Genomic DNA, 23,331 nt, shown 5'->3' with positions numbered 1-23,331 from the left:
GGCCCTGCACGAGCGTGAATACGAATGCGAGGCGTGCGGTCTGGTCGTCGATCGGGACCGCAACGCCGCGCTCAACCTGGCCGCACTCGCGGCCGCGTTCGACACCGCCGGGAGTGGCCCGGTGGCTGGACGTGGAGCCGACCAGAAGACCCGCGTACGCGGGCAGGTGGCCGTGAAGCGTCAACCCGGCACGGCACCCGCTGGTCAGACCGGGACCGTCCCGCCGCAAGGCAGGACTATCGATCGTGCGCTCACTACAGCGCACTGAAAGGTAACGGTTCGTACGATCCGCCCCGTGGAGCGCGTCGCGGTGCGGCGACCTGACCCAGACGGCGAGCGATGAAGAGTTCCGGGCGGTCCGCGCGTTCCTCGACGAGCTGCCCGCCCCGGCGGTCGTCGTCCCCGGCAACCACGACCTGCCCGGCTGGCGGGCGTGGACGCGCTTCACCCGGCCGTGGCGGTCGTAGCGCCATCACCTCGGCACCGAACCGGACCGCCTGGTCATCTGGGCCGGCGGCGGCGTCACCGCGGCCGGGGTCACCACCGCGCGCCGGTGGGGACCGCACCACGACTGGTCGCGCGGGCGGCTCGACGCCCGGCAGATCGCCGCCGTCGCCGCCGCGTTCGACGAGGCGCCCGGCGGCGACCTGCGGGTGCTCGTCGCGCACCACCCGTTCCTGCTGACCGACGCCGGGCGCAGCCGGGGGCTGGTCGGACGGTCCGGCCCGGCACTGCGGCAGCTGCGGCAGCGGGCGGACCTGCTGCTCGGCGGGCACATACACCTCGCGTACAGCGGCCTCTTCGACGGCCTCGTCGTCGCGCAGTCGGGCACCGCGTTCTCCGACCGGCTCAAGGGCGAGCCGAACAGCTTCAACCTGATCGAGGCCACCGGCGACCGGCTGACCGTCTCGACCCGGCGCTGGTCCGGCAACCGGTTCGAGCCGGGCGGGCGCGCCGCGTAAATCCGCGACGACCACCGATGGAGGACCGTCGTTTGATCGGCGTTCTACAGTGTCGGCATGGCGTTGCGGGGTCGGCAGGTGGTCGTGCTGGTCGCGGTGGCGGCGGTGGTCGTCGTCCTCGCCGTCGCGGGGATCGTGCTGGTGCTGTCGAAGGTCGGCGGCGGGGCGCCCGTGAGCGTGACCGCGACCGCCACCGCGGACGGCGACCTCGAGGTGACCCGGGCGATGCTGCTGGCCCGGATGAAGGCCGCCAAGCTGCACGACCCGTCGGTGACCCGCGACGGCGACCGCAGGCTCGTGCTGACCGCCCGCGGCGCCACCGCCGCGGAGCTGAAGGCACTGACCGCGCCGGGCCGGCTGCACCTGCGGCGGGTCGCCGCGGCCGCCGACGGGTCCGGCGCCGCCACCTCCTCCCTGCCCGCGCCGACGTCGACCCCGGCGGTCGCCGCCACCCTCGGCGACGCCTACACGGCGGCGGCCGCGGTCACCACCGAGCAGGAGGCGCAGGCGTTGCCGGCGCCGGTGCGAGCGGCCTTCGCCTCGCTGCCGCCGGAGGACGTCGCGACCCTCCCGGCCCGCATGCGGCTGCTCATCCCCGAGATCCGCTGCGAGCAGCTCACCGCCCGCCCCGCCGACGTGGCCGGTGAGCCCGTCGTGGCCTGCGAGGGTCCCACGAAGCTGCTGCTGGACCCGGCCACCATCACCGGCACCGACATCGCCTCGGCCGAGGCGACCCGTTCCGAGCAGGGCAGGTGGGTCGTGATCGCGGCGTTCCGCCCCGACGCGCAGGCCAAGTTCACCAACCTGTCGAAGCAGCTGTACGACGCGCGGGGGCGCCTCGCCATCGTCCTGGACAACACGGTCGTCTCCGCACCTCAGATGGCCGGCGTCATCCCCGGCGACGTCCAGATCACCGGCACCTTCACCGCACCCGAGGCGCGCACCCTCGCCGCCCAGCTCAGCGGCGGCGGCGAGCTCCCCGTGCCGCTGACGGTCGCCTGACGTTCTCGCTCAGGCCTGGTCACCGTCCGCCGGCTGCTGGGCCGCCTCGACGAGCAGCGGGGCCGGCTGCACCACCAGGCCCAGTGCAGGGCGGGTCCCGCGCGGGCGTGACGGGTCGTGCCGCGGTGATCGGCGGTGACGGCCTGGACCGGCGCCGGATGGCGAACCTCCGGACGGCGCGGCCGTGACCCGGCCGGCCGTCCCGAGCGGCGCTACCGCCACGTCCAGTGCGGCGGCGCCTCATTTCGGTCCGGTCTTGGGGCGGCGTTGCCAGGCTCGGGGGGCGGTCCACCGGCGGAGCATCGCGGCGAGCCGGAAGGCGAAGACGAACACGGCCGCACCCGCCGCGACGGCCGGCATGGGCAGGCCCGCCTCGTGGGCGACGGCGACCGCGGCGGCTCCCGCGGCGGCGGGGATCGCGTACAGGTGGGTGTCGGCCTTGACGAGCGTGGGCGTCTCGCGGGCCGTGATGTCGCGCAGCACGCCACCGCCGACGGCCGTCAGGATGCCCAGCAGGACCGCCTGGATCGGGCCCAGGCCGTGTGCGAGCGCCTTCAGCGTGCCGGTGACGCAGAACAGGCCCAGCCCGGCGGCGTCGAAGACGAGGACCGTGAACGCCAGGCGCTGGGCGAGCGGGTGGATGAAGAACGTGACGGCCGCGGCGGCGAGGGGGATGCCGAGGTAGGTGATGTTCGCGAACGCGGGCGGCGGCGTGTCGCCGATGATCACGTCGCGGAGGATGCCGCCGCCGAGCGCGGTGAGCAGCGCCAGGATCACGATGCCGACGACGTCGAACCCCTTGTGGATCGCCATGAGCGCACCGGAGGTCGCGAACACGTACAGTCCGGCGAGTTCCAGGGCGGTGATCACGGCCGACATGTCCACCAGTGTCGCCGACACCAGATCCGCCCAGACTACGACTTTTCCGACATTTCGCTTTCGTTCGCGTAAAGTCACAACCAGTCGACCGCCCCCCGGTGCCGACCGAGGGAAGAGTCATGCAACTGAACGTCTGGCGGGCCGTGGCGTCCGCACTCACCGCCGTCGCGCTCACCGCCGCACCGGCCCACGCCGGCACCGTCGACCCGGTACACGCCGGCACCGCCGACCCGGGGGCCTGGACGCACGCCGGCTTCGACGCTGGGAACAGCGGCTACAACCCCGCCGAGCAGGCCGTGAACGCCGGCAGCGTCGGCAGGCTCAAGCAGCGCTGGTCGGTGCGGCCGGCCGCCGGCGCCGAAGGGTGCGCGCCCGCGCTGCCGCCGCCGCTCGTGGCCGGCGGGCGGGTGTACGTGCTGGACGGCGAGGGCGTCACGGCGCTCGACGCGGCGACCGGCAAGCGGGTGTGGCGGGAGCCGAAGCTGTTCGACGGCCTCGACTTCCGGCAGCTCGTCGTCGCCGGCGGCATGCTCCTCGCCACCGGGACGTCGTGCTACGCCAACAGCGACCCAGACGGGCACGTGGTCGCGCTCGACGCCGCGACCGGGGCGCGCCGGTGGAAGCTGACGCAGGAGCCGCCGGTCAACGCGCTCGTCGTCGACGCCGGCACCGTCCTCACGTCCGGATGGGCCACGGTGACCAACGAGGACACCGTCATCGCGTACGACCTCCGCAGCGGCCGCAAGCGGTGGGACCGCACCGGTGCCGTGCTCGCCGGCCCCGTCTCGTCGGCCGGGCGGGTGCTCCTGCACGACGCGAAGGGCACAACCGCGGTGACTGTGGCCGCGGGGGCGGTGCTGTGGCGGTCGAAGGTGCGGTGGAAGCCCCTCGCGGCGACCGCGGACCGGTTCCTCGCCGTCCCCGACCCGGTCGCACAGGGCGACATGCACGGCCTCGCCGCGATCCGGGCGGGCTCCGGCGGCGTGGCGTGGAAGCAGTCCGTGGAGGTCGACTCGGTCGCGACGGACGGGCGGCGGGTCTACGCGGCGAGCGGCGGCGGCATCACGGCGTTCCTGGCCGGGCGGGGCGCGAAGCTCTGGTCGCGGAGCCTGCCCGGCGCGGCGCAGGGCCCCGTGCGGGCGGGCGGTCTGCTGTACGTCACCACCGGCGGACCCGTCGCGATCCTGTCACCGGTCACCGGCGCAGACGTGCCCGGCGCCGCACGGCTCGGCGGCGCGACCCAGCACGTCGTCGTGTCCGGCGGCCGGGTCTACACCACCGACGGCGGCACCCTGCGTGCCTACGGCCCGTGAGGCCGGCGGGGCGTCCCCCCGGGCGTCCGCGGCGTCTCGCCGGTCCCCGGCGTCTTGTGGGCCCGCCGCGCGGGCGCCGGTGCGGGTCGCGCCGACCCCGGCGGTGACCACCAGCGCGACGCCGAGCACCGCCAGGTGGCCGGGCGCCTGGTGCAGCAGCAACGCACCGGCCAGGAGCGCGATCGCCGGCTCGAGGCTCATCAGCGTGCCGAAGGCGCCGGCGGTGAGCTTGCGCAGCGCGTACATCTCCAGGCTGAACGGCACGACGCTCAGCAGGACGGCCAGTCCGAGCCCCGCGGCGAGCACGGGCCAGGAGAGGCCCGCGACGACCGCCGGGCCGGCGACGGCGGTGGTGACCAGACCGGCGACGGCGGTGGAGACGGCGAGGCCCGCGTAGCCGCTGACGTGGTCGCCGACGTGCTGGGTCAGCAGGATGTAGCCGGCCCAGCACCCGGCGGCCGCGAGGGCGAACGCGACGCCGGCCGGGTCGGTGCCGCCGTGCCACGGCTCCGTCAGCAGCACGACGCCGGCGCCGGCGAGGACCGGCCACACCAGCGTGGCGCGCCGGCCACGGACCGCCGCCACGCCGAGAGGGCCGAGGAACTCCAGGGCGCTGGCGGTGGCGAGCGGCAGCCGCGCGACGGCCGCCATGAACGACAGCATCAGGCACGCGGTGACGACGCCCAGGGCCACGGTCGCCAGGATGCTGGCGCGGGTGAAGTCCCGCCGTCGCGGGCGCACCAGCGCGAGCAGGAGCAGCCCGGCGCAGACGAGGCGCAGGCAGACGGCGCCCGACGGGCCGACGCTGTCGAACAGGCCGACCGAGGCGGCCAGCCCGATCTGGATGCAGACCATGGAAGCGATCGCGGCGAACATACCGCGAAGTAGACGGCATCCGGATCGTCCACGTCCACGTGAGATTCGTTGATGTACCGTTCGGAAATGCTGAACAATGACCGGCTGCTGCTGCTCGCGGAGCTGTCCCGGCTCGGCTCGATGCGGGAGGTCGCCGACGAGCTCGGCACCACCACGTCGACGGTGTCGCAGCAGCTCGCGGTCCTCGCCCGGGAGGCGGGCACCGCCCTGATCGAGCCGGACGGCCGGCGGGTCCGCCTCACCCCCGCGGGCCGCCGGCTGGCCCGCCACGCGGTGACGATCCTCGCCGCCGTCGAGGCCGCCCGGCTGGACCTGGACCCGTCCGCCGAGCCCGCCGGCACGGTCCGCGTCGCGGGCTTCGCCACCGCGATCCGCCGCTCCCTGCTGCCGATCGTCGCGACCCTGCCGTCGCGGCACCCCGCGCTGCGCGTCCTCATCCACGAGCACGAGCCGGCCGAGGTGCTGCAGCTGCTCGCCGGCGACCGGGTCGACCTCGGCCTCACGTACGACTACAACCTCGCCCCGGCCCCGCTCCCCGACACGGTCGAGGCCACCGCCCTGTGGACCACCGAGTGGAGCCTCGGCGTGCCCGCCGGCGCCGCGGTCCACGGCGGCGCGCTGGAGGTGTTCCGGCACTTCGAGGGCACCCACTGGCTCGTCAACTCGCGCAACACCGCCGACGAGGACGTGGTCCGCACCGTCGCGTCGATGGCCGGCCACACCCCGCTGATCACCCACCGCGCCGACAGCCTCGACCTGCTCCAGGACCTGATCGTCGCCGGCCTCGGCATCGGCCTCCTGCCCGCCGACCAGCCCGCGATGCCCGGGGTCGCGCTGGTGCCGCTCCGCGACCCCGACGTGACGATGCGCGCGTTCGCCGTGACCCGCCTCGGCCGCCGCGCCTGGCCGCCTCTCGCCGTCCTCCTCGACCTGCTCACCACCACCGTGGCCCGCTGAGGCCCGCCGGCTACCGCAGCCCGCTGAGGACGGCCTGCAGCTGGCTCAGGTCGAGCCAGTCGTAGAGCCGCAGCCAGGTGCCGCCGGGCGTTTCGTGCAGGTGCCGGCCGTCGCGGTCGGGGTGGCTGCGCGGTAGTCGTACGCCTGCCGCCGACGCCAACGCGGAGAACTCCAGCTCCGCGTCGAGGGCGTCCCGGGTGGGCGGGCTCCGGAACAGCTCCTTCAGCGCGGACGTGCCACCGGTGGTCTCGACGCGCCAGATCTGGCCGAGCGCGCCGCGTGGACCGGCGGACAGTTGGATGTCGCCGGTCCAGCCATAGGCCTCGCGGGCGCGCTCGATCACAGCGCGTGGCCGGTGGTGCTGTCCACGTGGCCGGGGACCGTGCCGTCGTGCCGGTCGCCGGTGGTGACGGTGCCGGTCGGCTCGAACATGAGGATCGCGCCGCCCGGGGACGACGGGCGGTGCTCGACGCCGCGCGGCACGACGAACGTGTCGCCCTTGCGCAGCCGCACGACCCGCTCACCGCGCTCGTCGCGCACGGCGACGTCGAACTGCCCGTCGAGCACCAGGAAGAACTCGTCCGTGTGCTCGTGCACGTGCCAGACGTGCTCGCCGAGGGTGTGCGCGATCCGCACGTCGTAGTCGTTGACCCGGGCGACGATCCGCGGACTGTAGACGTCGTCGAAGGAGGCGAGGGCATCGGTGAGGTTCACGGGCTCCATGCCTCCCATGGTCCTCGCCCTGTCTTGTACGTTCCTTACTGCGCCTGCTGGGCCGAGATCTGGATCAGGTTGCCGCACGTGTCGTCGAACGTGGCGACGGTGACCGGGCCCATCTCCGTCGGCTCCTGGGTGAAGACGACGCCGAGGGCGCGCAGCCGCTCGTACTCCTTGTGCACGTCCTCGACGGCGAACGACGTGAACGGGATGCCGTCCTCGTTGAGCGCCGCCCGGAACGGGGCGACGGCAGGGTGGTTCGCCGGCTCGAGGAGCAGCTCGGTGCCGTCGGGGCGCTCCGGCGACACCACCGTCAGCCAGCTGAACTCCCCCATCGGGACGTCGTGCTTCTTCACGAAGCCGAGCACCTCGGTGTAGAACTTCAGCGCCTTGGCCTGGTCGTCGACGAACACGCTCGCCAGGTTGATGATCATGCTTCCTTCGGCTCCCTTGGGATCAGCCACCGCTCGACGATGGCCCGCAGCGGACGCGTGTCGAGGTGGTGGTACTTGTACCGCCCCTCCCGGCGCGCCACGACCAGCCCGGCCGCCTCCAGGAGCTCCAGATGCTGGGAGATCGCCTGGCGCGACGAGCTGATGTGGTGCTTCATGGTGAGGCGGCCGCAGAGCTCGAACAGTGTCTGCCCGTCGCGGTCGGTCAGCTCGTCGACGATCGCGCGGCGGGTCGGGTCGGCGAGCGCCTTGAAGACGTCGCCACTCATCTCGCTCATGACCCACTCATGATAGGCAAGTAGCTGCTTGCATATCAAGCCTCACAGCCGTGTCGGCGTCGTGACCGTGAACCGCGCCTCGACCTCCGCCCGCACCCGCTGCCGCTGCGGATCCAGCTCGAGCGGCGCCGGTCCGCCGCCGTACGCCGCCCGCTTCATCGACCCGGCGTCGTACTGCTGGAACTGCGCGAACGACTCCGAGCCGCGGCTCAGCCCCGGGTCGGACAGCTCGATGAGGTCGACCACCTGTGCCCCGAGCGCGTCGGCGTACTCCTTGCCCCGGACGATCGCATCGGCGACCGCGTCCCGCCGCACCTCCTTGAACACCGGGCTGTCCTGCCGCAGCGACCACACCGGCCCGTGCACGTGCGTCTGATCCTGATTCGCGACGGTCAGCAGCATCTCCCCCAGCGCCGCGAAGTCCTTCACCACCACCGTGGTCGACACGCTGCCGGAGTAGGCGGTGACACGCTCACCCTTCTTGCCCATCTCCGGATGTACGTGCAGCCCACTGGTCTCCCGCCGCTCGATCCCGTCGCCATACCGGTCGAACAGCCCCCGCAGCGCCTCGGCCCGCTCCCGCAGCCGCGTCAGGGTCGCCTGCCGATCCTTGTCCCGCGCGACCACCGTGACCGTGAACTCGGCCAGCTCAGGATCGACCTCACGCACCGCTTCACCACGCACCGCAACCACCGTCATCCCGCGAGCCTAGCCGCCACCCCGCCGCGCACCAGCTCCCATGATCCCGTGCGATTCCGGCAGCCACAGCTACCGGAACAGTTCGGGATCACAACAGCTCGTGGTCGGGTCCATGAGCGTGACTGCTGTCGATTTCAGGGCGAGTGCGATGACGACGAACACGGCAGCACGCCACGGTCGTCCACTGAGCCGGCTCCGGCCCCCCACACACCGCACCACTCGCCCACACGACAGATCGAAGGACGGATCCGGCTGCCAGCACGACCAGAACCGTCCTCGGATCACGGCGGTGGCGTCGGCGAACTCGGCAGCCCCCGAGTGAACGAGCCGCGAACGAGCCGCGAACAAGCACTGCCCCGTCTGGCCGGCGTCGCCTGATACGCGGTATTCCGGTCGGCCCGCGCGCCTCACCCGACGCGAACCGCTCCCCACCCATCCGCGACCCGCTGCCGCCGCCGAGCTGGGAACCCCGCCGCACATCGTGGGCAACGCCGGGCAATCATCGCCCCGCGGAGCGAACCACCAGGGCGCCCAGGGCCCCGCGGCCGAATCGCGCAGCCGCGGGCCGCCACCCGTCAGCCGGGCCAGTCGTCCAGTAACTGGCGGCGGATGAGGGCCGCGTGGGACAGCGGCGTCGACAGGTCCGCCACGTCGCCGTTGGTCGTGTAGTCGAGCAGCACTAGGTCGCCGGCGTCAGCGAGCCGCCGCAGCTCCTCCACCTGCCCGGCCGCCCGGTGCTCCAGCACCCAGCGATACGCCGGCAGGTAGATCTGGCGGCGGGCCGTCTCGTAGTCCAGCAGCGTGTCACCCGTCAGGCCGCGCCGGTGCCCGTGGACCCGCCCGAACCGGCGGACCGTCCGCTTCAGCCCGGTCATGCCCGTCGCCGTGAGCATCGCCGGGTCGACGTCGGCGGTGTCGAACACCTTCAGCGCCTGCCAGATGCCCTCGACCGACGCCCCGTCCGTCCCCGGGCTGAACGGCACCGGGATGCCACCGTGCGGATAGAAGGGGCTGAGCCGCACCCACGGCTGCGGCCCGCGCGACGTCACGTCCAGCACCGTCGCTCCAGGGAACGCCGCCGCCAGCGAGGCCGCACTGCGCCGCCTGCTCGCCACATGCACCGTCATGAAACACCCCTCCCCGTCACACGCATCATGCCCGCCGGGTATGACAATTCTGGGATGGATGATCCGTACGACCTGGCCAGGTTCGTGGCCGCGCAGGAGGACACCTACGACGACGCGATCGACGAGCTGCGGCGGGGGCGCAAGCGCAGCCACTGGATGTGGTTCGTGTTCCCGCAGGTGGCGGGGCTCGGGTCGAGCTTCACGGCGAAGCGCTACGCGATCTCGTCGCTGGACGAGGCCCGCGCGTACCTGCAGCACCCGGTCCTCGGCCCGCGCCTGCACGAGTGCGCCGAGGCGATGCTCGGCAACGCGGAGGCGACCGCGCGGCAGGTACTCGGCGACGTCGACGCGATGAAGCTGCGCTCGTCCATGACGCTGTTCCAGCTGGCCGCGCCGGAGGAGAACGTCTTCGCCCGGGTCCTCGACCGCTTCTTCGACGGCGCCCCCGACGCGGAGACGATCCGCCGGGTCTGAGTCGGGCAGATGTCGAGCAGGGCAGCCCCTTCGGTCAGATCGACGACAGTCCATGTGCCACCTGGCGGGAACCTGACAAACGACGTCTTGACCCTGCCACACCAGGCCTGCCAGGGTCGCTGTGTCGTCACCGGTCCGAAGGGGGCGGTTCATGCGCGCCTTCATCTCCTACGCCCACACTGATCCCGATCGGGATCTCGCGGTCTGGCTCGACGAGCGACTCCCTGCCGCCACCGGGTTGGACGTGGTGCGCGACGAACACTCGATCTCCAACGGCGTCCCATTTCACCCGGTCATCCACTCGCTGCTCAAGGACTGCGACATCCTGTTCTTCCTCTGGTCCGACACTTCGACCAATGCGCCTTACTGCGCCGAAGAACTGAGAACCGCGTTCAAGCACGGCCTGCTGATCTTTCCGGTCCGGCTCCATTCCGGCCTGCTCGAGCACGACATCTTGTCGCAGTACTCCGACATCCCGTTCGACGGTGACCGGGACACTCTCCTGCGCCGGATCTCCGAACGGCTGGCGCACCTGGAGACTCCGGAAGGACGGGTGCCGCTGCTGGAGCACGTGCTGATGCGGTTCAAGGACCGGCGCCGCCGGCCGGACGTCGATCAGGCGGAGAACGAACGCAACATCGCCACCCTTGAGGCACGGCTCGCCGAGACCCGCAAGGTGCTCACCCAAGACTCACTGACCAACCGACTGCTCGGCGGCACAGCAGCAGGGACACCGGCGGACGCCGACGGCTTCCAGAACCGGGAGAAGGAGCGGGAGCAGCTGCTCGCCCTGTTACGGTCCGGCGGCAGTGACGTGATCCTCGCGCTCGGGGAGGACGGCGTCGGCAAGACGAGACTGATCGACAAGGTGCTCGACCGGTTGCAGGGGGAAGCGCAGATCATCCGGCACGAGGTGTACCCGTCGCGAGCCTTCGGGGCTGGCGACTTCATCAGCTCCCTGGAGCGGCGGCTGCCGTCGGTGGACGACGCATCGCAGTACCGGCCGATGGACCCGGTCATGGTCAAGCTCCGGATCCTGTTCGAGAAGCCGGCGACCCAACCGGTGATCCTGGTCATCGACGGTGCGGAGCACCTGCTCGACCCGCGGACGCACCAGATCATGGATGACGACCTCGACGACGCGCTGCAGCTCCTCGGCGGCGGCAGGAGCAGGTTGCCGCAGCCGGTCAAGGTCCTCCTCATCAGCCGCATCCGCCCGGATCCGACCGAGCGCAACAGCTGGCCGCTGGACGCCTCGTCGCTGCCGGTGATCAAGGGTCTCGGCCCCGAGCCGTTCAAGCGCTTCCTGCAGGGGTTCGACCAGCAACAGGTCTGGTTCGGCGACGCGGAGCCGGAGCAGTTCGCCGAACTCCACACCCTCACCGGCGGCTCACCGCGCGCCGGAGAGCTGATCTACGCCATCTTCATGAACACCCGGCACGAACTCGAACTCCCCGTCCTGCAGCGGCGCCTGCCCAGTGGCAGCCCCGAACATGTCCGCCGCCGGCTGATCGAGCGGCTGGTCAAAGGCATGGACGACGACCGCCGGCGGGCGGCCGAGGTCGTGGCGGCGTTCGGTTTTCCGGTGCCGGTGGCGTACGTCGCGGCTGTCCTCGACATCGGCGAGCGGTTCGTGCACAGCACACTCAAACAGCTGGTGGACCTGAAGATTCTTCGGCAGACCTGGGACAAGCGGTATTTCGCGCCACCGCCGGACGACCGGTACATCCTGAGCGGGCTCCCACCCGACGCCGCGGACGGCCCGAGCCGCCGGGCGTTGTACCGTGCCGCGGCGCGCCACCTGGCAACGCAGCGCCCCGAGCCCGTCGCCACAGTCGCCGACCTGACGATCCACCGCTATGAGATCGACCTGCTGCGCAGGGCCGACGAGCACGCAGCGGCGTTCGACCTGATCTCCATGATCGATCACGACTACCTGCATCGGTGGGGATTCAGCTCGCTGCTCACATGGCAACGGGAACAGCTGCAGGACGATCTCGCCGACGACAAGCGGCGCACGCTCAACCTCGACGGGATCGGCTACTCGTACTGGTCGCGGGGGAAGCTGGAGCCCGCCCGAGCTGGTCGCGGGGGAAGCTGGAGCCCGCCCGAGCCGCGTACACCGAGGCGCTCGACCTGGCCCGTAGGCTCCGTCAGGCTGCGTACGAGAAGCGGATTCTGGTGAGCCTCGCCGGCGTGCACTGCGATGACATGAACATGCCCCGTGCCGAGGAGTACTACACCGACGCGCTGGCGCTCGCTGAGCGGCACCGCCTGCCGGCCGAGACTGTGACGCCGTTGATCGGGCTATCCGACTGCGACCGCCACCACGGTGACATCCCCCGGAGCATCGAGCGGCTCCTGCAAGCGCTCGGGCCGGTCGGTGACGGCAACCCGGCGAGAAGGGCGGCACTGCTGATCCGGCTCGGCCGTCGGCACTTGGACCTCGGTGACCATCGCGTGGCCCGCCGATACCTCGACGACTGCGGTCCGCTCATCCGCGCGGAAGCGGAACCCGTCCTGGCTTGCGACCATGACGACGCAGTCGCCGACCTGCTGCTCAGCACTGGTGAGATCGGCGCGGCGATCGACCTCGCCGGCTCGGTCGACCGCCGCGCCACGCATTTGGGTGATCCGACCGCACTCCGGAAGGCGCGGACGACCCTCGCGTTCGCGTACGCGGCCGGCGGCCATCGGAAGGCGGCCGCCGACATGATCGTCCGCATGGAGCGATTCCGGAACAGACGGCACGCGCTGATCGCGCTCGCGCTGCACGGCTACCTGCAGTTGCGCGATGGCGCTACGTGGGACGCAGCGGCGACGTTCGGCCAGCTCCGCGAGGAGTCGTTCCGGCGGCACCAGACGGACCGAAGGGACTTCTCCGCGTTCGACATGGAAGGCTTCGCGGTCTGCGGCCTGCACCTGTCCGATGGCGTCCCGCTCGACACCGCGTATGAGGCGTTCGACCAGGCCCGCGCCATCACCGTGACCGCGGTCGGTCCGATCCGCCGCCTCCGAGGTCTGCTGCGCGACCTGGAGCGCTGCGGCGCTGCCGGCGTGTTCGACGAGGCAGTCGAACGGGCGGTCGGCACCGCCCCCGTCGACGACTGAGCGGCTACGTCCTGAGCCAGCCGCGCTGCTGCGCCTTCATCAGCGCCTCTGTCCGGCTCCGAACACCCAGCTGCGCGTACAGACTCTGGAGGAGCCGGAACATCGCTCGTTCGGAGTAGCCCGCGTCGGCGGCGATGTGAGCGACCGTGCTGCCCGCGGCCAGCTCGCGCAGCCAGCGCAACTGCATGTCCGACGGCGGCTCCCACGACGACGCGTCCAGCCCTGGTGCGAGTTCGGCGGCGAGGGCCGCCAGGACCGGTTGAGGAAGGATCGCGGCGCCGTCGAACGCGGCGTGCACCGCACGCCTGATGTGCGGCCCAGGCGCGGCCCGGTCCAACACCCCGACGGCCCCCAGCGCGGCGGCCCGGACGGCGGCGGCAACGGTCAGCTCGTCGAGGAGCGCGACCACGAGCACGGCGGGCAGCTCCGCCAGCGCGGTCAAGGTGGCCCAGCTCTGTGCGGACCGCACGGTCAGCATCACCAGCGGCCGGTCCACAGCCACCACCCAGCTGAGGACGTCGTCCGGCGTGTCGACCGTGTACTCGTCTGCGAGCACAGCGGCCATCCCGACCCGGAACACCGGCAGTGGATCGACGACCGCGATACGCCGCACGTACGGTCACCCACCTTCCCGCTTCGGCCCAGTCCACCGGCTCCACCTAACCGGAGCCGAACTGAGTTTCGTGGCAGGCACCGCCGCAAGACGTCATGGATCTGCGCGCGCCCAGCACCGTACGGTCACCGCGAGATTCCTCAGCGTGATGCGGGGAGGCATCGTGGTTCACGACGATGACGACGGCCGTCCACCGGACGACCGGATCTGGGACGTCGACCCGAACAACAACTGGCCGCCGCCTGAAGACGATCCATGGGAACGCGACGAATACGGGCGACCGATCCGGAAAAAGAAGAAGAAAAAGGGCACCTAGCCGGCGGGGCGTTCGAAGGGCAGCGGCGCGCCGGCGGCGTCGAGGACGCGGACGTAGCCGTCGAGGATGGCGGTGAGGTGGCTCGCGGCGAAGGCCAGCTCCTCCTCCGCGGCGGCGGTGTCGCCGGAGCGCAGCAGGTCCAGGGCGCGCTGGACCTCGCAGGTGAGGACGGACAGCGAGTCACCCTGGACCAGGACGCCGGGGTGGCGGCGGCCGGGCAGTCGTAACACGGCGTAGTTGTGCTGACCCGTCATCATCTCGACCTCGACCCGCGCCACCTCCCGATGGTACGGCCGTCGGAAGCGTTCCTCGACGGTCGACGCGGGTTGGGAGCAGGGTGGAAGCGGTGGCACGTTTCCGGGATTCGTCCGTGCGCGGGGTTGCCTACCTTCGATTCCAACAGCACACGGACTTTCCAGGGAGCACACGATGAGCGAGTACGGCGACTACGGCACCTTCGAGGCCGGCGAGAACCACGAGTCCCTCGACCAGCTGCACCAGGTCGACGCCAGCGAGAACACCTACGACTCGCAGTTCGGCGTGTACGAGCAGGACCACGCCTCGGCCGAGAGCACCAGCTTCGACCAGGGCCACCACGTCTCCTACAGCGACCCGACGACCGGCGTGCAGTACGAGGAGTCGGACTTCACCTCCTACGACCACTCCGCCGCCGAGACCGACCACGTCTTCGCCGCCGAGGGCTCCGAGACGGCGTCCTCGAGCGAGTTCCACGAGCTCGAGGCCCTGCAGGCCCGCCTGGACAGCGCCTTCGCCTCCGCGACCCAGATCAGCACCACCTCGGCGTAACCACGAGCGAAACCCCTGGCGTGAGGCCGGCCACCACCACGGTGACCGGCCTTCGCCATGTCCGCGCTTAGGACGCGTGGCCGGCGGGTATCGCTGACCCATGGCGCAGTATGAGGTCAACCAGGACGCGGTGGCGTACGCGCGGAAGCTGATCGACTCGCGGCAGTACGTGCTGGACAGCGACTGGGGCGCGGCACAGCCCAAGGCGGCCGACGACAATGCGTTCCTCGAGAAGCACACGTGGGACGAGTACGCGCGGTGGCACCTCGGGCTGACCGTCGGCCCCGGCGACGAGACGAAGGCGCGCTACGCGTTCGCCTACGGCGACCTGCGGCGGCTGCACCGCACCGGGCTGATCGCCTGCGTGTACCGGGCGTCGGAGTGGCGGCACAAGGAGGTCGAGCTGGCCGCGCACGACCTCCTCCAGTACCTCGACGAGAAGACCGCAAAGTAGCGGGTGGCTACGGCAGCCGGACGAACGCCACCACGTTCTCCGTGCGCGGCAGCGCCTGCAGGTGCACGGACACGCCCGTGTGGCCGGCGTTCACGACCTGGTCGTCGCCGATGTACAGCATCACGTGGCCGCCGTTGTTGGTGAAGACGAGGTCGCCCGGTTCGAGGGCTTCCCGGGTCACCCGCTGTCCGACTTTGATCTGGTCGTACGTGATGCGCGGCAGCTGCACACCGGCGGCCTGCCAGGCGCGCATGACCAGCCCGGAGCAGTCGAAGGTCTCAGGTCCCGCGGTCGCGAACTTGTACGGCTTGCCGACCTGCGCCTTGGCGTAGGCGATCGCGGTGGCGGCGCGGGCGGCCCGGGTGTTGCCGGTGATCGTCAGGGTCTGACCGATCCGGATCAGGGTCGAGGTGCCGAGGTTGTTGAGCCGCTGCAGGTCGGCGACGGTGGTCCCGTTGCGCCGCGCCAACCCCCACAGCGTGTCTCCAGCCTGTACGACCACCGTCTGCGCCACGGGTTGAGCGGGAGCAGGCGCCGCGTGCGCGACCGCCGCCGGGGCGAGGGCAGCTACGGCCGCGGTGAGGACGGCTGATGCCTTGAGCCAGGGTGCAACCATGCAGGGAACATAGCGAGCAATGCTCGGAAATTTCGCTCATATCCGAATATTCGCATCAGCGTGCGGTGAGGGCTTCAGGGACGGCCGCCCGCGTTCGAAGCGGTGGAACACCGCCCAGCACACCGCGAGGACCACCGCGAACGCCGGCAGCCACAGGACCCGCGCCACCATCCACCCCGGCGTGTCGGGCACCGTGTGCAGGCCGGGACGCGTACCGTCGACCAGCAGCGACACCGCGATCATCGCCGTCTGGTGCCACAGGAACACGGTCATCGCCGACAGGTTCAGCAGTGCCACGCAGGCCCACGCGACCGGCCGGCGCAGCACCGCCCGGAGCGGTTCGAGCAGCAGCAACGCCAGCCCGCACTGCGCGAGACCGAACGTGACCGCGGCCAGGGTCGGCGGGTTGAGGTTCGACAGGCCCTCGCCGGGCACTCCGACCATCGACGCGGGGTAGCCGAACCATCGGATCAGCGCCGCCGTCGCCGCGGCGCCGCCGACCAGCAGCGTCCAGCCGGTCCGCCGCACGTCGAGCGCGCCGCGGGACCAGGCCGTGCCGAGGCAGAACGGCACCAGCCACCCCGCGGCCAGGTTGGCCCAGCCGAGCCACGCGGGCCCGAGCGGCCCGAAGCGCAGCACGTCCACGGCGATCACCACGCTCAGCGGCCACTGCCAGTGCAGCCGCGACACCAGCGGCGCGACGGCGGTCAGCGCGGCGAAGACCAGCAGGAACCACAGCGGTGACAGGACCAGTTTGACCAGCGTGTGCACGGTCCGGTCGGCGGCGTCGGTGGCCAGCAGCGCCGCCACGACGACCGCCCACACGCCGAGCAGCGGTGGCACCGGCCGCAGCAGGCGGGCCAGCCGCGCCGCGAGCCACCGGCGGTAGGGCAGCGTCCGCGGCCGGCCGGCGGTGTACCCGCCGACGAGGAAGAACACGGCGAGGGTCTGGAACAGCCAGGACACGGGTGCCAGCGCCGGCATGAACCGCAGCGGGCTGGCGCCGCGCACCACGCCATCGTCGGTGACCAGCGCCGTCACCATCCAGTGGCCGAGCACGACCCCGCCGATCGCGAGGGCGCGCAGCCCGTCGACCGCACGGTCACGGGTCGGCGGGGTCCGGTCATCCAAGCGCCGCGCGAGGGTGAGCAAAGCCATGCGGCGACGCTACGACCGGCGCACCCGCACCGTCGTCACGCTGCGGGACTGCATCGCAGTACCACCCCGGTACTACATCGCTGGACGGCGTCCGGTACCAAGGTGGGCATGAATCGTCTCTGGTGGTGGCTCGGCGGGGTCGTCGGCGTGGTCGTCGTGGTGACCGGGTATCTGCTCGCGACCGACTTCCCCGGCCGGTCCGACGCGCTCGCGGCGCACCAGCCCGGCACGTGTGAGCTGCTGACCGGCGGCCCGGCCGGCACGACCGGGCAGAGCACGCCGTTCGGCGCGGTCACCTCCTGCATGATGCTCGGCCGGCGCACCCCGCCGGGCGGCGACCCCGACGGCACCGTGTTCGTCGTGCTGGAGACCGACGGCGGGCCGGTCGCGCTGCGCGTCGAGTACAACGGCGAGGGCGACGCGTACACCGCCGACGCCGTGGAGATCCCGGCCTATCTCGCGCCCGGCATCTCCGGCGACCTCGCCAACCGCATCAAGGACGGCATCAACAAGCGGGGCGGCCTGCGCGCCGAGCCGTGGAGGGTCCACGGCTGACCGGGACCCGAGGCGAAAGGCCGGGAAGCCGACCCGCGAAGCCCGAGGTCATGCCCCCTGACGCCCGTGCCAGGCTGAGGGCATGGACAACGCGCACGCGAGCATGACCAGGTTGCTGCACCCGCACGTCGTACCGCAGGCGGGCGGGGTGCCGCTGGTCACGCCGATCCACCAGACCAGCACCTACGAGCTGCCCCGCACCGACGAGGCCGCCGGGATCGCCGCGGCGGTGGCGCCCAGTGGCTACTACACCAGGTATGGCTCGCCCAACGCCCGCGAGGCCGAGGCGATGCTCGCCGACCTCGACGGCGCCGAGGCGGCCCTGCTCGTCGGCAGCGGCATGGCGGCCGTCAGCGCGGCCCTGCTGTCCACTGTGGCCGGCACCCCCGGCGAGATCCTGGCCCAGAAGAGCCACTACACCGGCACGCTGACGCTGCTGCAGGAGATGCTGCCCGCGTTCGGCCGGCAGGTGCGGCTGGTGCCGCAGGAAGAGCTCGCCGCAGCGGCCGGCAAGGAGACCCGGGTCGTCTACGTCGAGACGCCCAGCAACCCGACGATGACCCTGACCGACCTGCGCGCCGTGCGGGCGGCCGCTCCCGACGCGATCATCATCGCCGACAACACCTTCGCCACGCCGTACAACACCCGGCCCCTCGACTTCGGGGTCGATCTGGTCGTGCAGTCGGCCACGAAGTACCTCAACGGGCACAGCGACGTCACCGCCGGCGTCGTGACCGGCTCGGCCGCCCTCGTCGCGAAGGCGTGGGAGACCGCGCGGGTCCTGGGCCCGGTCTGCCACCCGTTCGAGGCGTGGCTGCTCGCCCGGGGGCTCAAGACGTTCCCGCTGCGGATGGCCCGGCACAACGCCAACGGGCTGGCGGTCGCGCGGTTCCTGGCCGGCCATCCGGCGGTGCGGGCCGTGCACCACCCCGGGCTGCCGAGCCATCCGCAGCACGACCTCGCGGTCCGGCAGATGCGCGGGCACGGCGGCATGCTCGCCTTCACCGTGGCGGACGCGGATGCGGCGGTACGGGTGCTCCGCGCGACCAGGCTGTGCCGCAACGCGGTCAGCCTCGGCGGCCCCGAGACCCTGATCACGCACCCGGCGTCGCTCGTGTTCGCGCACCAGAGCCCCGAGGAGCTCGCCGCGTCGGGCGTCGACGCGACGATGCTGCGGCTGTCGGTCGGCCTCGAGGAGCCCGAGGACATCGTCGCCGACCTCGCCGCTGCGCTGTCCACAGTGGACTGATGATCGATCTGGCAAGCGGTGGCAAACGGTTGTCGGCGCGAAGAACGCGCTGCTAGCGTCGGGTTTCATCCCCATTGGAGATGCTCGATTCCACCGCCAAGGAGTTGCCATGAGCATCAGGTCCAGGCTGCCCCGTGCCCTGCGAAGGCCGGCGCGGCGTGTCCTTGCCGTCGCCGTCGCGGCGACGGTCCTCGCCATCGCCGGAGGGCTCGGCACCGCGGCCGCGGCGGACGACCCGCCGCGCGCCCAGTACCACGAGATGCACGCCAACTGCACCGTCACCCACCGGCTCGGCGACGACCCCATCGTGTTCCCGGGGCTCGCCGGCGCCTCCCACAACCACTCGTTCATCGGCAATCCCGCCACGAACGCCAACTCGACCCCGGCGTCGCTGGTCGGCGGCGCCACCTCCTGCGAGGACCAGAAGGACGCGTCCGGTTACTGGTTCCCGACCCTGCTGCAGAACGGCTACCCCGTGCTGCCCGACCAGCCGACCGTGTACTACAAGTCCGACGTCAAGGACTACCGCACGGTCAAACCCTTCCCGGCGGGCTTCAAGCTCCTCGTCGGCGACGCCCGCACCCCGGACGCGGCGCACTTCACCGGCAACTGGCAGTGCCCGGGGTACAAGGGCAACGAGATCCCGGCGTCCTGCCCCTCGGGCTCGTCGCTCGTCGTCCGCATGACCGCGCCGAGCTGCTGGGACGGCGTACACCTCGACACCGCCGACCACAAGTCACACATGGCGTGGCCGGTCAGCGGGGTGTGCCCGGCCTCGCACCCGGTGCCGCTGCCGATGCTGGAGATCAAGCTGCCGTACAAGCTGCCCGGCGGCAACACGTCGAACCTGGCGTACTCGTCGGGGGCGAGCTACACGTTCCACTACGACTTCATGAACGGGTGGGACGCGGCACGGCAGGCGTACCTGGTGAGCTACTGCATCAACGGCGGCCGCCAGTGCAACGGCTACGGGGAGGACCCGAAGAAGCCCTGATGAGACGGCCCGGAGGCGCGACCGGCCTCCGGGCCCCATCTGGCGGCACCCGGTCGCTTGACTATTTCGGGTTGAGGCGAAATAGTTCGGTCGTGACGGAGGACGACGCCGACGAGTTGCTGCGGGCGTTCTCCCATCCGGCGCGGCGGGAGATCCTGCGGCACTGCTGGCACGAGCGGCAGTCGGCGGGCGCGCTCACGACCGCGTCGGGACTCGCCGCGGCCAGCGTGTCGGAGCATCTCAAGGTGCTGCGCAAGTGCGGCCTGGTGACGCTGCACAAGGAGGGCACGTTCCGGTGGTACAGCACCGACCGCGCCCGTGTGGCGGACCTCGCCGCCTGGCTGCGCGACTTCCCAGTTGTCGCGCTCGAGGAGCAACCATGACCAGCCCGATCGTCCACTTCGACATCCACGGCGCCGCGCCCGAGAGCGCGCAGCACCGCTTCTACGCCGACCTCTTCGGCTGGCAGGTCACCCCGCGCGGGCCCGGCTACGCGCAGGTCAGCACCGGCGAGGGCGGCCTGCGCGGCGCGCTCGTCGACGGCGAGACGCCCTCGGTCACCGTCGGCGTGGCCGTGCCCGACCTCGACGCGGCGGTCGCGCGGGCCGTCGCGCTCGGCGGCGCGGTGACGATGCCGCCGACCGACAACGGCTGGGTCGTCAAGGCACAGGTCACCGACCCGTCCGGCAACCCGGTGACGCTCATCCAGGACCGGGCCTGATACTGCGACGGCAGTCAGGTGAGTGGGTGGCCGTGTCGTCGGTAGGGGCCGAGGCGGACTTGGTGTCGGCGTCGGCGCCATGCCCCGATCTGGAATGAGGAAGCACATCAACGTCGCGGACGGGGACGAAACGATGACTGACGCGGAGTTCTGGGACCTCATCGCGATACTGGGGGGCGGTCCCGGGTGTGACGACGGTCCCTACGAGCGCCTGACGACGAGCCTGGCGGCACGGGGCGAGGACGACGTGCTCGCCTTCGCCGACAAGCTCGCCGAGCTGCTGTTCACGATCGACCGGAGGGATCTGGCGATGGTGAGCCCTGAGCCGCTGGGTGACGACGGATTCCTGTACGCGCGTTGCGGGGTGATCGTTGCCGGTCCGGAGGTCTATGCGGCTGTCCTCGCCGACAGCGCGGCGTTTCTGCCGTTCGCGGTCAGCCTGGGTGGTCACGCTGACGCGTTGCTGGAGGTGGCTCCGAACGCCTACGAGCGCAGGACCGGCCTCGAATGGGATCATGTCGAGCCGTACGACTTCGAGACAGCCTCGAACGAGGAGGGCTGGCGGTAGCACCAGCCGTCATGGCCGACGGTGCTCGGCTGTGACGAGGGTGGCGTCGATCAGGCAGACCAGTACTACGATATCGTCGCCACCAGCTTCGGGAACGAGCCCTTCGCCACCTGGATCAGGCGGCTCTGCAGGTCGCGGACCTGTGCGTCGGTGAGGGCCTTGCCGCCCGTGCTGACCACCAGCGTGATGGTGCAGACCAGGTTCGAGTCGACGCCGACGAGCGTGAACGTCGGCGCGGCCGCCTGCTGCAGATCGGCGTAGGTGAACGCCTGCTCCCCCACGCCCGGGACGTCGGTGACGGTGCCGTTGAGCGCGGCGGAGTCCCGCAGCTGTTTGGCGACCGTGGAGCCGGAGGCCAGGTCCTTGTAGACGGTCGGCATCGACATCACCGACGCCGTCGTCACCGTGCTGCCCGACTTGTGCATCCGGCTCACCGTGCAGGAGGCGGTCCCGGCGTACGTGTTCAGGTTGCGCGACGGTGTCGCGTCGCCGATGGCTTCCTCGTACTGGCTGGTGATCGGCCCGAGGTCCAGGGTGGGGCAGATGTTCTGGGGCAGCTTCGTCAGCTGGTACTTGCCGGGCCCGCCCGCCTGCCCGCCCGTCGAGGTGCTGCCCGGCGTGCCGCGGCCGCCCTTGTCGCCGCCCTTGACCAGCACGTACGCGACCACGCCGCCGCCGAGGAGCAGCACCAGGACGAGCGCCATCACGATGCCCGCCGCGATCCCGCCGCGGCTGCCGGTGTTCGGCCGCTGCCCCGGCGGCTGCCACCCGGGCGCCGCCGGCAGCGGGCCGGGCATCGCCGACGGCGGCCCACCGGGCGTCGCGGACGTGGGCGCGGACGCGTACGGGCTGGCGGACACCGGCATCGGCGCCGGTCGCATGCCGCCGGCGACGGTGGAGTCGGGGAACGCGGCGGCTGGCATCCCGCCCGTGTACGCGCCGGTGTCGTAGATCCCCGTCGTCGGCGGTGCCGAGGTGGGGCGCCCCGGGAACGGCGCCGTCGTGGGCGGACCCGAGGTGGGGACTCCTGGGAACGGCGCCGTCGCCGGGCCTCCTGGGAACGGCGCCGCCGAGAACGGGGTGCCGGAGACCGGGGCGCCGGTGATCTGCTGCCCGGGCTGGAACGCGACCGGTGCGGGTGAGGCGGGTGCCGCTCCCGGGAACCCGTGCGCCGGCGAGCCCGTGGGCTGCGCACCTGAGCGCTGCGTTCCTGAGGGCTGGAACGGTTGCTGGCGGTCCGGCGTCGCGGGCATGCCGGACACCGGAGCCGCGCCGGTCGGGGCGCCCGTCGCGTGCAGGGCACCTTCGGCGACGACGAGCTCCGGCTGCTCGGCGACGATCGGCGCGATCCCGATCGACTCGTGCAGCATGGTCGCCACGAGCGGGATCCTGCTCGACCCGCCGACGAGGAACAGCCCCGCGATCGCCGACGCCGGCACGGCCGCCTCGGTCAGCAGCGACCTGGTCATCGCGACCGTCTGGCGCAGCACCGGCCGGGCGAGCCCCTCCAGCTGCTCGCGGCCGAGCGGCACCTCCTTGCGGAGCGCGGGCACCATGACGACCGTGCCGCTGGCCCGCGACAGCATCTCCTTCGCCGAACGCACGTCGTCCCACAGCTGCCGGCGGCCGGCCGCGTCGGTCCACAGCGTGCCGTACGTGGCCTCCAGGAACGCGACGACCGTGGCGTCCACGTCGAGCCCGCCGACGTCGTTGAGCCCGTCGGACGCGACCGGCTCGAAGCCGTGCGGCGCCCGCCGCAGGACGGTGACGTCGCAGGTGCCGGCGCCCAGGTCATACACCACGACACAGGCCCCGACGGGAAGCTCACCGCCACGGGTCGCGGCCAGGTAGGTCGCCGCCGCGACCGGCTCACCCACGAGGTCCACGTCGGCGAACCCCACCTGCCGCGCCGCGTCGACCAGCACCGCGCGCCGGCCGGCGCCCCAGTTGGCGGGGTGCGTCAGCGTGACGGCCGGGACCGGCCCGGCGACCCTGGCGGCCTCCGTCGCGACCCGCTGCAGCACCGCCGCCACGAGGTCCCGGACGCCGACCTCCGCGTCGCCGAGCAGCACACTGGTGTCGTCGACGCGCCGCTTCGGGTTGGGCTCCAGCCGCTCCGGCGCACTGCGCGCCAGGTGCGCGGCGTCCCGGCCCGTGTGCAGCCTCCCGTCCGGCCCGAGCAGCACCGCGGACGACAGCAACGGCGACCCGTCGAACAGCAACGGCTGCACCCGCCCATCGGGCCGCCGCAGCATCGCGATGGTCGTGGACGTGCCGAAGTCGACCCCGAGCCGGAAACCTGTCACGGTCGGCGAGCCTAACCGGTCCTCCCGCCCGCCGGTTGCCGGACTGTCCTCCACCGGACGCTGCGGAACGGACGACCACTGGACGTCGCGGAACTGCCCCCACCGGCCACTGCGCGAGGGGTCCCCA

Annotated in this window: 30 protein-coding genes and 1 pseudogene; 18 read left to right on the top strand and 13 right to left on the bottom strand. The window is 72.0% G+C overall.

The window, feature by feature from the left end; all coding sequences use genetic code 11:
* The 4 genes from ACFY3L_RS45175 to ACFY3L_RS45160 all read left to right on the top strand — a co-directional run.
* Nucleotides 1-268: zinc ribbon domain-containing protein (locus ACFY3L_RS45175; protein WP_389339408.1), on the top strand; the 268-nt coding region annotated here is incomplete at its 5' end.
* 52 nt (nucleotides 269-320) lie between these two features.
* Entirely contained in the window at nucleotides 321-467 is a 147-nt protein-coding gene (locus ACFY3L_RS45170; protein ID WP_389339429.1) for a hypothetical protein, read from the top strand.
* 186 nt (nucleotides 468-653) lie between these two features.
* On the top strand, nucleotides 654-962 hold the full coding sequence (locus ACFY3L_RS45165) for a metallophosphoesterase family protein (protein ID WP_389339406.1): 309 nt from the start codon (nucleotides 654-656) through the stop codon (nucleotides 960-962).
* 57 nt (nucleotides 963-1,019) lie between these two features.
* Complete coding sequence (locus tag ACFY3L_RS45160) at nucleotides 1,020-1,964, top strand: hypothetical protein (RefSeq protein ID WP_389339404.1); 945 nt, start codon at nucleotides 1,020-1,022, stop codon at nucleotides 1,962-1,964.
* Between the two features lie 240 nt (nucleotides 1,965-2,204).
* Here the strand turns inward: ACFY3L_RS45160 and ACFY3L_RS45155 are convergent, their stop codons facing one another.
* Nucleotides 2,205-2,843, bottom strand: a complete 639-nt coding sequence (locus ACFY3L_RS45155) for a trimeric intracellular cation channel family protein (RefSeq protein ID WP_389339402.1) — start codon at nucleotides 2,841-2,843, stop codon at nucleotides 2,205-2,207.
* A 119-nt stretch (nucleotides 2,844-2,962) separates the two neighbouring features.
* On the opposite strand from ACFY3L_RS45155, the pseudogene ACFY3L_RS45150 reads away from it, so the two are divergent.
* A pseudogene (locus tag ACFY3L_RS45150) lies at nucleotides 2,963-4,000 on the top strand (PQQ-binding-like beta-propeller repeat protein); the annotation flags it as partial.
* A gap of 30 nt (nucleotides 4,001-4,030) precedes the next feature.
* Here the strand turns inward: ACFY3L_RS45150 and ACFY3L_RS45145 are convergent.
* A complete protein-coding gene (locus ACFY3L_RS45145) occupies nucleotides 4,031-5,032 on the bottom strand; it encodes a DMT family transporter (RefSeq protein ID WP_389339400.1) in 1,002 nt (333 codons plus the stop codon).
* A gap of 66 nt (nucleotides 5,033-5,098) precedes the next feature.
* On the opposite strand from ACFY3L_RS45145, the gene ACFY3L_RS45140 reads away from it, so the two are divergent.
* The gene (locus ACFY3L_RS45140; protein ID WP_389339398.1) at nucleotides 5,099-5,989 is read left to right on the top strand and encodes a LysR family transcriptional regulator; all 891 of its coding nucleotides are present in this window, start codon (nucleotides 5,099-5,101) and stop codon (nucleotides 5,987-5,989) included.
* Between the two features lie 10 nt (nucleotides 5,990-5,999).
* On the opposite strand, the gene ACFY3L_RS45135 is transcribed toward ACFY3L_RS45140, so the two are convergent.
* The 6 genes from ACFY3L_RS45135 to ACFY3L_RS45110 form a co-directional block, all read right to left on the bottom strand.
* Entirely contained in the window at nucleotides 6,000-6,332 is a 333-nt protein-coding gene (locus tag ACFY3L_RS45135) for a hypothetical protein (protein ID WP_389339396.1), read from the bottom strand.
* The gene (locus tag ACFY3L_RS45130) at nucleotides 6,329-6,712 is read right to left on the bottom strand and encodes a cupin domain-containing protein (protein ID WP_389339394.1); all 384 of its coding nucleotides are present in this window, start codon (nucleotides 6,710-6,712) and stop codon (nucleotides 6,329-6,331) included. Before ACFY3L_RS45130 ends, ACFY3L_RS45135 begins: the two co-directional genes overlap by 4 nt.
* A gap of 35 nt (nucleotides 6,713-6,747) precedes the next feature.
* Nucleotides 6,748-7,140 (bottom strand): VOC family protein, encoded by a 393-nt coding sequence (locus ACFY3L_RS45125; RefSeq protein WP_389339392.1) that lies wholly within the window; start codon nucleotides 7,138-7,140, stop codon nucleotides 6,748-6,750.
* Nucleotides 7,137-7,436 carry an ArsR/SmtB family transcription factor gene (locus ACFY3L_RS45120; RefSeq protein ID WP_389339390.1) on the bottom strand — a complete coding sequence of 100 codons (300 nt, stop codon included), beginning with the start codon at nucleotides 7,434-7,436 and terminating at the stop codon, nucleotides 7,137-7,139. The genes ACFY3L_RS45125 and ACFY3L_RS45120 overlap by 4 nt, the downstream gene beginning before the upstream one ends.
* Nucleotides 7,437-7,478: 42 nt before the next feature.
* Nucleotides 7,479-8,135: an SIMPL domain-containing protein gene (locus ACFY3L_RS45115; protein ID WP_389339388.1), complete on the bottom strand. Its 657-nt coding sequence runs from the start codon at nucleotides 8,133-8,135 to the stop codon at nucleotides 7,479-7,481.
* Between the two features lie 575 nt (nucleotides 8,136-8,710).
* Nucleotides 8,711-9,262 (bottom strand): DUF6939 family protein, encoded by a 552-nt coding sequence (locus ACFY3L_RS45110; protein ID WP_389339386.1) that lies wholly within the window; start codon nucleotides 9,260-9,262, stop codon nucleotides 8,711-8,713.
* 54 nt (nucleotides 9,263-9,316) lie between these two features.
* Here ACFY3L_RS45110 and ACFY3L_RS45105 point away from each other — a divergent pair, with 54 nt between their 5' ends.
* From ACFY3L_RS45105 to ACFY3L_RS45095, 3 genes are all read left to right on the top strand, one after another.
* Complete coding sequence (locus tag ACFY3L_RS45105; RefSeq protein WP_389339384.1) at nucleotides 9,317-9,736, top strand: DUF1810 domain-containing protein; 420 nt, start codon at nucleotides 9,317-9,319, stop codon at nucleotides 9,734-9,736.
* A 151-nt stretch (nucleotides 9,737-9,887) separates the two neighbouring features.
* Nucleotides 9,888-11,921: a TIR domain-containing protein gene (locus ACFY3L_RS45100; protein WP_389339382.1), complete on the top strand. Its 2,034-nt coding sequence runs from the start codon at nucleotides 9,888-9,890 to the stop codon at nucleotides 11,919-11,921.
* Nucleotides 11,922-11,947: 26 nt separating this feature from the next.
* Nucleotides 11,948-12,847 carry a hypothetical protein gene (locus ACFY3L_RS45095; RefSeq protein ID WP_389339380.1) on the top strand — a complete coding sequence of 300 codons (900 nt, stop codon included), beginning with the start codon at nucleotides 11,948-11,950 and terminating at the stop codon, nucleotides 12,845-12,847.
* Between the two features lie 4 nt (nucleotides 12,848-12,851).
* On the opposite strand, the gene ACFY3L_RS45090 is transcribed toward ACFY3L_RS45095, so the two are convergent.
* Nucleotides 12,852-13,460, bottom strand: coding sequence for a DNA-binding response regulator (locus ACFY3L_RS45090; protein ID WP_389339378.1), 609 nt, complete (start codon nucleotides 13,458-13,460; stop codon nucleotides 12,852-12,854).
* Nucleotides 13,461-13,623: 163 nt separating this feature from the next.
* Here ACFY3L_RS45090 and ACFY3L_RS45085 point away from each other — a divergent pair, with 163 nt between their 5' ends.
* The gene (locus ACFY3L_RS45085) at nucleotides 13,624-13,776 is read left to right on the top strand and encodes a hypothetical protein (RefSeq protein WP_389339376.1); all 153 of its coding nucleotides are present in this window, start codon (nucleotides 13,624-13,626) and stop codon (nucleotides 13,774-13,776) included.
* On the opposite strand, the gene ACFY3L_RS45080 is transcribed toward ACFY3L_RS45085, so the two are convergent.
* Nucleotides 13,773-14,054 carry a DUF6959 family protein gene (locus tag ACFY3L_RS45080; RefSeq protein WP_389339374.1) on the bottom strand — a complete coding sequence of 94 codons (282 nt, stop codon included), beginning with the start codon at nucleotides 14,052-14,054 and terminating at the stop codon, nucleotides 13,773-13,775. The two genes, ACFY3L_RS45085 and ACFY3L_RS45080, sit on opposite strands and share 4 nt — an antisense overlap.
* A gap of 151 nt (nucleotides 14,055-14,205) precedes the next feature.
* Here ACFY3L_RS45080 and ACFY3L_RS45075 point away from each other — a divergent pair, with 151 nt between their 5' ends.
* Both ACFY3L_RS45075 and ACFY3L_RS45070 read left to right on the top strand, forming a co-directional pair.
* Nucleotides 14,206-14,583 (top strand): hypothetical protein, encoded by a 378-nt coding sequence (locus tag ACFY3L_RS45075; protein WP_389339372.1) that lies wholly within the window; start codon nucleotides 14,206-14,208, stop codon nucleotides 14,581-14,583.
* A 100-nt stretch (nucleotides 14,584-14,683) separates the two neighbouring features.
* The gene (locus ACFY3L_RS45070; RefSeq protein ID WP_389339370.1) at nucleotides 14,684-15,037 is read left to right on the top strand and encodes a hypothetical protein; all 354 of its coding nucleotides are present in this window, start codon (nucleotides 14,684-14,686) and stop codon (nucleotides 15,035-15,037) included.
* Between the two features lie 7 nt (nucleotides 15,038-15,044).
* Here ACFY3L_RS45070 and ACFY3L_RS45065 read toward each other — a convergent pair whose 3' ends face one another.
* Both ACFY3L_RS45065 and ACFY3L_RS45060 read right to left on the bottom strand, forming a co-directional pair.
* Complete coding sequence (locus tag ACFY3L_RS45065) at nucleotides 15,045-15,653, bottom strand: NlpC/P60 family protein (RefSeq protein ID WP_389339369.1); 609 nt, start codon at nucleotides 15,651-15,653, stop codon at nucleotides 15,045-15,047.
* 36 nt (nucleotides 15,654-15,689) lie between these two features.
* Nucleotides 15,690-16,811 carry an acyltransferase gene (locus ACFY3L_RS45060; RefSeq protein WP_389339367.1) on the bottom strand — a complete coding sequence of 374 codons (1,122 nt, stop codon included), beginning with the start codon at nucleotides 16,809-16,811 and terminating at the stop codon, nucleotides 15,690-15,692.
* A gap of 108 nt (nucleotides 16,812-16,919) precedes the next feature.
* Here ACFY3L_RS45060 and ACFY3L_RS45055 point away from each other — a divergent pair, with 108 nt between their 5' ends.
* The 6 genes from ACFY3L_RS45055 to ACFY3L_RS45030 all read left to right on the top strand — a co-directional run bounded on the left by ACFY3L_RS45055 (nucleotide 16,920) and on the right by ACFY3L_RS45030 (nucleotide 20,898).
* Nucleotides 16,920-17,366, top strand: coding sequence for a hypothetical protein (locus ACFY3L_RS45055; RefSeq protein ID WP_389339365.1), 447 nt, complete (start codon nucleotides 16,920-16,922; stop codon nucleotides 17,364-17,366).
* An 82-nt stretch (nucleotides 17,367-17,448) separates the two neighbouring features.
* Nucleotides 17,449-18,615 (top strand): trans-sulfuration enzyme family protein, encoded by a 1,167-nt coding sequence (locus ACFY3L_RS45050; protein WP_389339363.1) that lies wholly within the window; start codon nucleotides 17,449-17,451, stop codon nucleotides 18,613-18,615.
* 109 nt (nucleotides 18,616-18,724) lie between these two features.
* Nucleotides 18,725-19,609 carry a DUF1996 domain-containing protein gene (locus tag ACFY3L_RS45045; protein ID WP_389339361.1) on the top strand — a complete coding sequence of 295 codons (885 nt, stop codon included), beginning with the start codon at nucleotides 18,725-18,727 and terminating at the stop codon, nucleotides 19,607-19,609.
* 92 nt (nucleotides 19,610-19,701) lie between these two features.
* Nucleotides 19,702-19,992, top strand: coding sequence for an ArsR/SmtB family transcription factor (locus ACFY3L_RS45040; RefSeq protein ID WP_389339359.1), 291 nt, complete (start codon nucleotides 19,702-19,704; stop codon nucleotides 19,990-19,992).
* The gene (locus tag ACFY3L_RS45035; RefSeq protein WP_389339357.1) at nucleotides 19,989-20,330 is read left to right on the top strand and encodes a VOC family protein; all 342 of its coding nucleotides are present in this window, start codon (nucleotides 19,989-19,991) and stop codon (nucleotides 20,328-20,330) included. The genes ACFY3L_RS45040 and ACFY3L_RS45035 overlap by 4 nt, the downstream gene beginning before the upstream one ends.
* 94 nt (nucleotides 20,331-20,424) lie before the next feature.
* On the top strand, nucleotides 20,425-20,898 hold the full coding sequence (locus ACFY3L_RS45030; RefSeq protein ID WP_389339355.1) for a DUF4240 domain-containing protein: 474 nt from the start codon (nucleotides 20,425-20,427) through the stop codon (nucleotides 20,896-20,898).
* Between the two features lie 65 nt (nucleotides 20,899-20,963).
* Here ACFY3L_RS45030 and ACFY3L_RS45025 read toward each other — a convergent pair whose 3' ends face one another.
* Nucleotides 20,964-23,204, bottom strand: a complete 2,241-nt coding sequence (locus ACFY3L_RS45025; protein WP_389339353.1) for an Hsp70 family protein — start codon at nucleotides 23,202-23,204, stop codon at nucleotides 20,964-20,966.
* Nucleotides 23,205-23,331 lie beyond the last annotated feature (127 nt).

Origin of the sequence: Dactylosporangium sp. NPDC000521 (assembly GCF_042898305.1) — a bacterium.
Classification (GTDB): Bacteria; Actinomycetota; Actinomycetes; order Mycobacteriales; family Micromonosporaceae; genus Dactylosporangium.
Note: the sequence above shows the minus strand (reverse complement) of the source record. Positions and strands in the feature narration are given on the sequence as shown.

What these genes read in the sequence shown, in the direction of transcription:
- ACFY3L_RS45065 (WP_389339369.1), bottom strand. Translation starts at nt 15,653, where the DNA reads ATGGTTGCACCCTGGCTCAAGGCATCAGCCGTCCTCACCGCGGCCGTA.
- ACFY3L_RS45105 (WP_389339384.1), top strand. Translation starts at nt 9,317, where the DNA reads ATGGATGATCCGTACGACCTGGCCAGGTTCGTGGCCGCGCAGGAGGAC.
- ACFY3L_RS45045 (WP_389339361.1), top strand. Translation starts at nt 18,725, where the DNA reads ATGAGCATCAGGTCCAGGCTGCCCCGTGCCCTGCGAAGGCCGGCGCGG.
- ACFY3L_RS45120 (WP_389339390.1), bottom strand. Translation starts at nt 7,436, where the DNA reads ATGAGCGAGATGAGTGGCGACGTCTTCAAGGCGCTCGCCGACCCGACC.
- ACFY3L_RS45115 (WP_389339388.1), bottom strand. Translation starts at nt 8,135, where the DNA reads ATGACGGTGGTTGCGGTGCGTGGTGAAGCGGTGCGTGAGGTCGATCCT.
- ACFY3L_RS45145 (WP_389339400.1), bottom strand. Translation starts at nt 5,032, where the DNA reads ATGTTCGCCGCGATCGCTTCCATGGTCTGCATCCAGATCGGGCTGGCC.
- ACFY3L_RS45050 (WP_389339363.1), top strand. Translation starts at nt 17,449, where the DNA reads ATGGACAACGCGCACGCGAGCATGACCAGGTTGCTGCACCCGCACGTC.
- ACFY3L_RS45140 (WP_389339398.1), top strand. Translation starts at nt 5,099, where the DNA reads ATGCTGAACAATGACCGGCTGCTGCTGCTCGCGGAGCTGTCCCGGCTC.
- ACFY3L_RS45075 (WP_389339372.1), top strand. Translation starts at nt 14,206, where the DNA reads ATGAGCGAGTACGGCGACTACGGCACCTTCGAGGCCGGCGAGAACCAC.
- ACFY3L_RS45130 (WP_389339394.1), bottom strand. Translation starts at nt 6,712, where the DNA reads ATGGAGCCCGTGAACCTCACCGATGCCCTCGCCTCCTTCGACGACGTC.
- ACFY3L_RS45160 (WP_389339404.1), top strand. Translation starts at nt 1,020, where the DNA reads ATGGCGTTGCGGGGTCGGCAGGTGGTCGTGCTGGTCGCGGTGGCGGCG.
- ACFY3L_RS45125 (WP_389339392.1), bottom strand. Translation starts at nt 7,140, where the DNA reads ATGATCATCAACCTGGCGAGCGTGTTCGTCGACGACCAGGCCAAGGCG.
- ACFY3L_RS45070 (WP_389339370.1), top strand. Translation starts at nt 14,684, where the DNA reads ATGGCGCAGTATGAGGTCAACCAGGACGCGGTGGCGTACGCGCGGAAG.
- ACFY3L_RS45030 (WP_389339355.1), top strand. Translation starts at nt 20,425, where the DNA reads ATGAGGAAGCACATCAACGTCGCGGACGGGGACGAAACGATGACTGAC.
- ACFY3L_RS45110 (WP_389339386.1), bottom strand. Translation starts at nt 9,262, where the DNA reads ATGACGGTGCATGTGGCGAGCAGGCGGCGCAGTGCGGCCTCGCTGGCG.
- ACFY3L_RS45155 (WP_389339402.1), bottom strand. Translation starts at nt 2,843, where the DNA reads ATGTCGGCCGTGATCACCGCCCTGGAACTCGCCGGACTGTACGTGTTC.
- ACFY3L_RS45095 (WP_389339380.1), top strand. Translation starts at nt 11,948, where the DNA reads ATGAACATGCCCCGTGCCGAGGAGTACTACACCGACGCGCTGGCGCTC.
- ACFY3L_RS45100 (WP_389339382.1), top strand. Translation starts at nt 9,888, where the DNA reads ATGCGCGCCTTCATCTCCTACGCCCACACTGATCCCGATCGGGATCTC.
- ACFY3L_RS45060 (WP_389339367.1), bottom strand. Translation starts at nt 16,811, where the DNA reads ATGGCTTTGCTCACCCTCGCGCGGCGCTTGGATGACCGGACCCCGCCG.
- ACFY3L_RS45055 (WP_389339365.1), top strand. Translation starts at nt 16,920, where the DNA reads ATGAATCGTCTCTGGTGGTGGCTCGGCGGGGTCGTCGGCGTGGTCGTC.
- ACFY3L_RS45035 (WP_389339357.1), top strand. Translation starts at nt 19,989, where the DNA reads ATGACCAGCCCGATCGTCCACTTCGACATCCACGGCGCCGCGCCCGAG.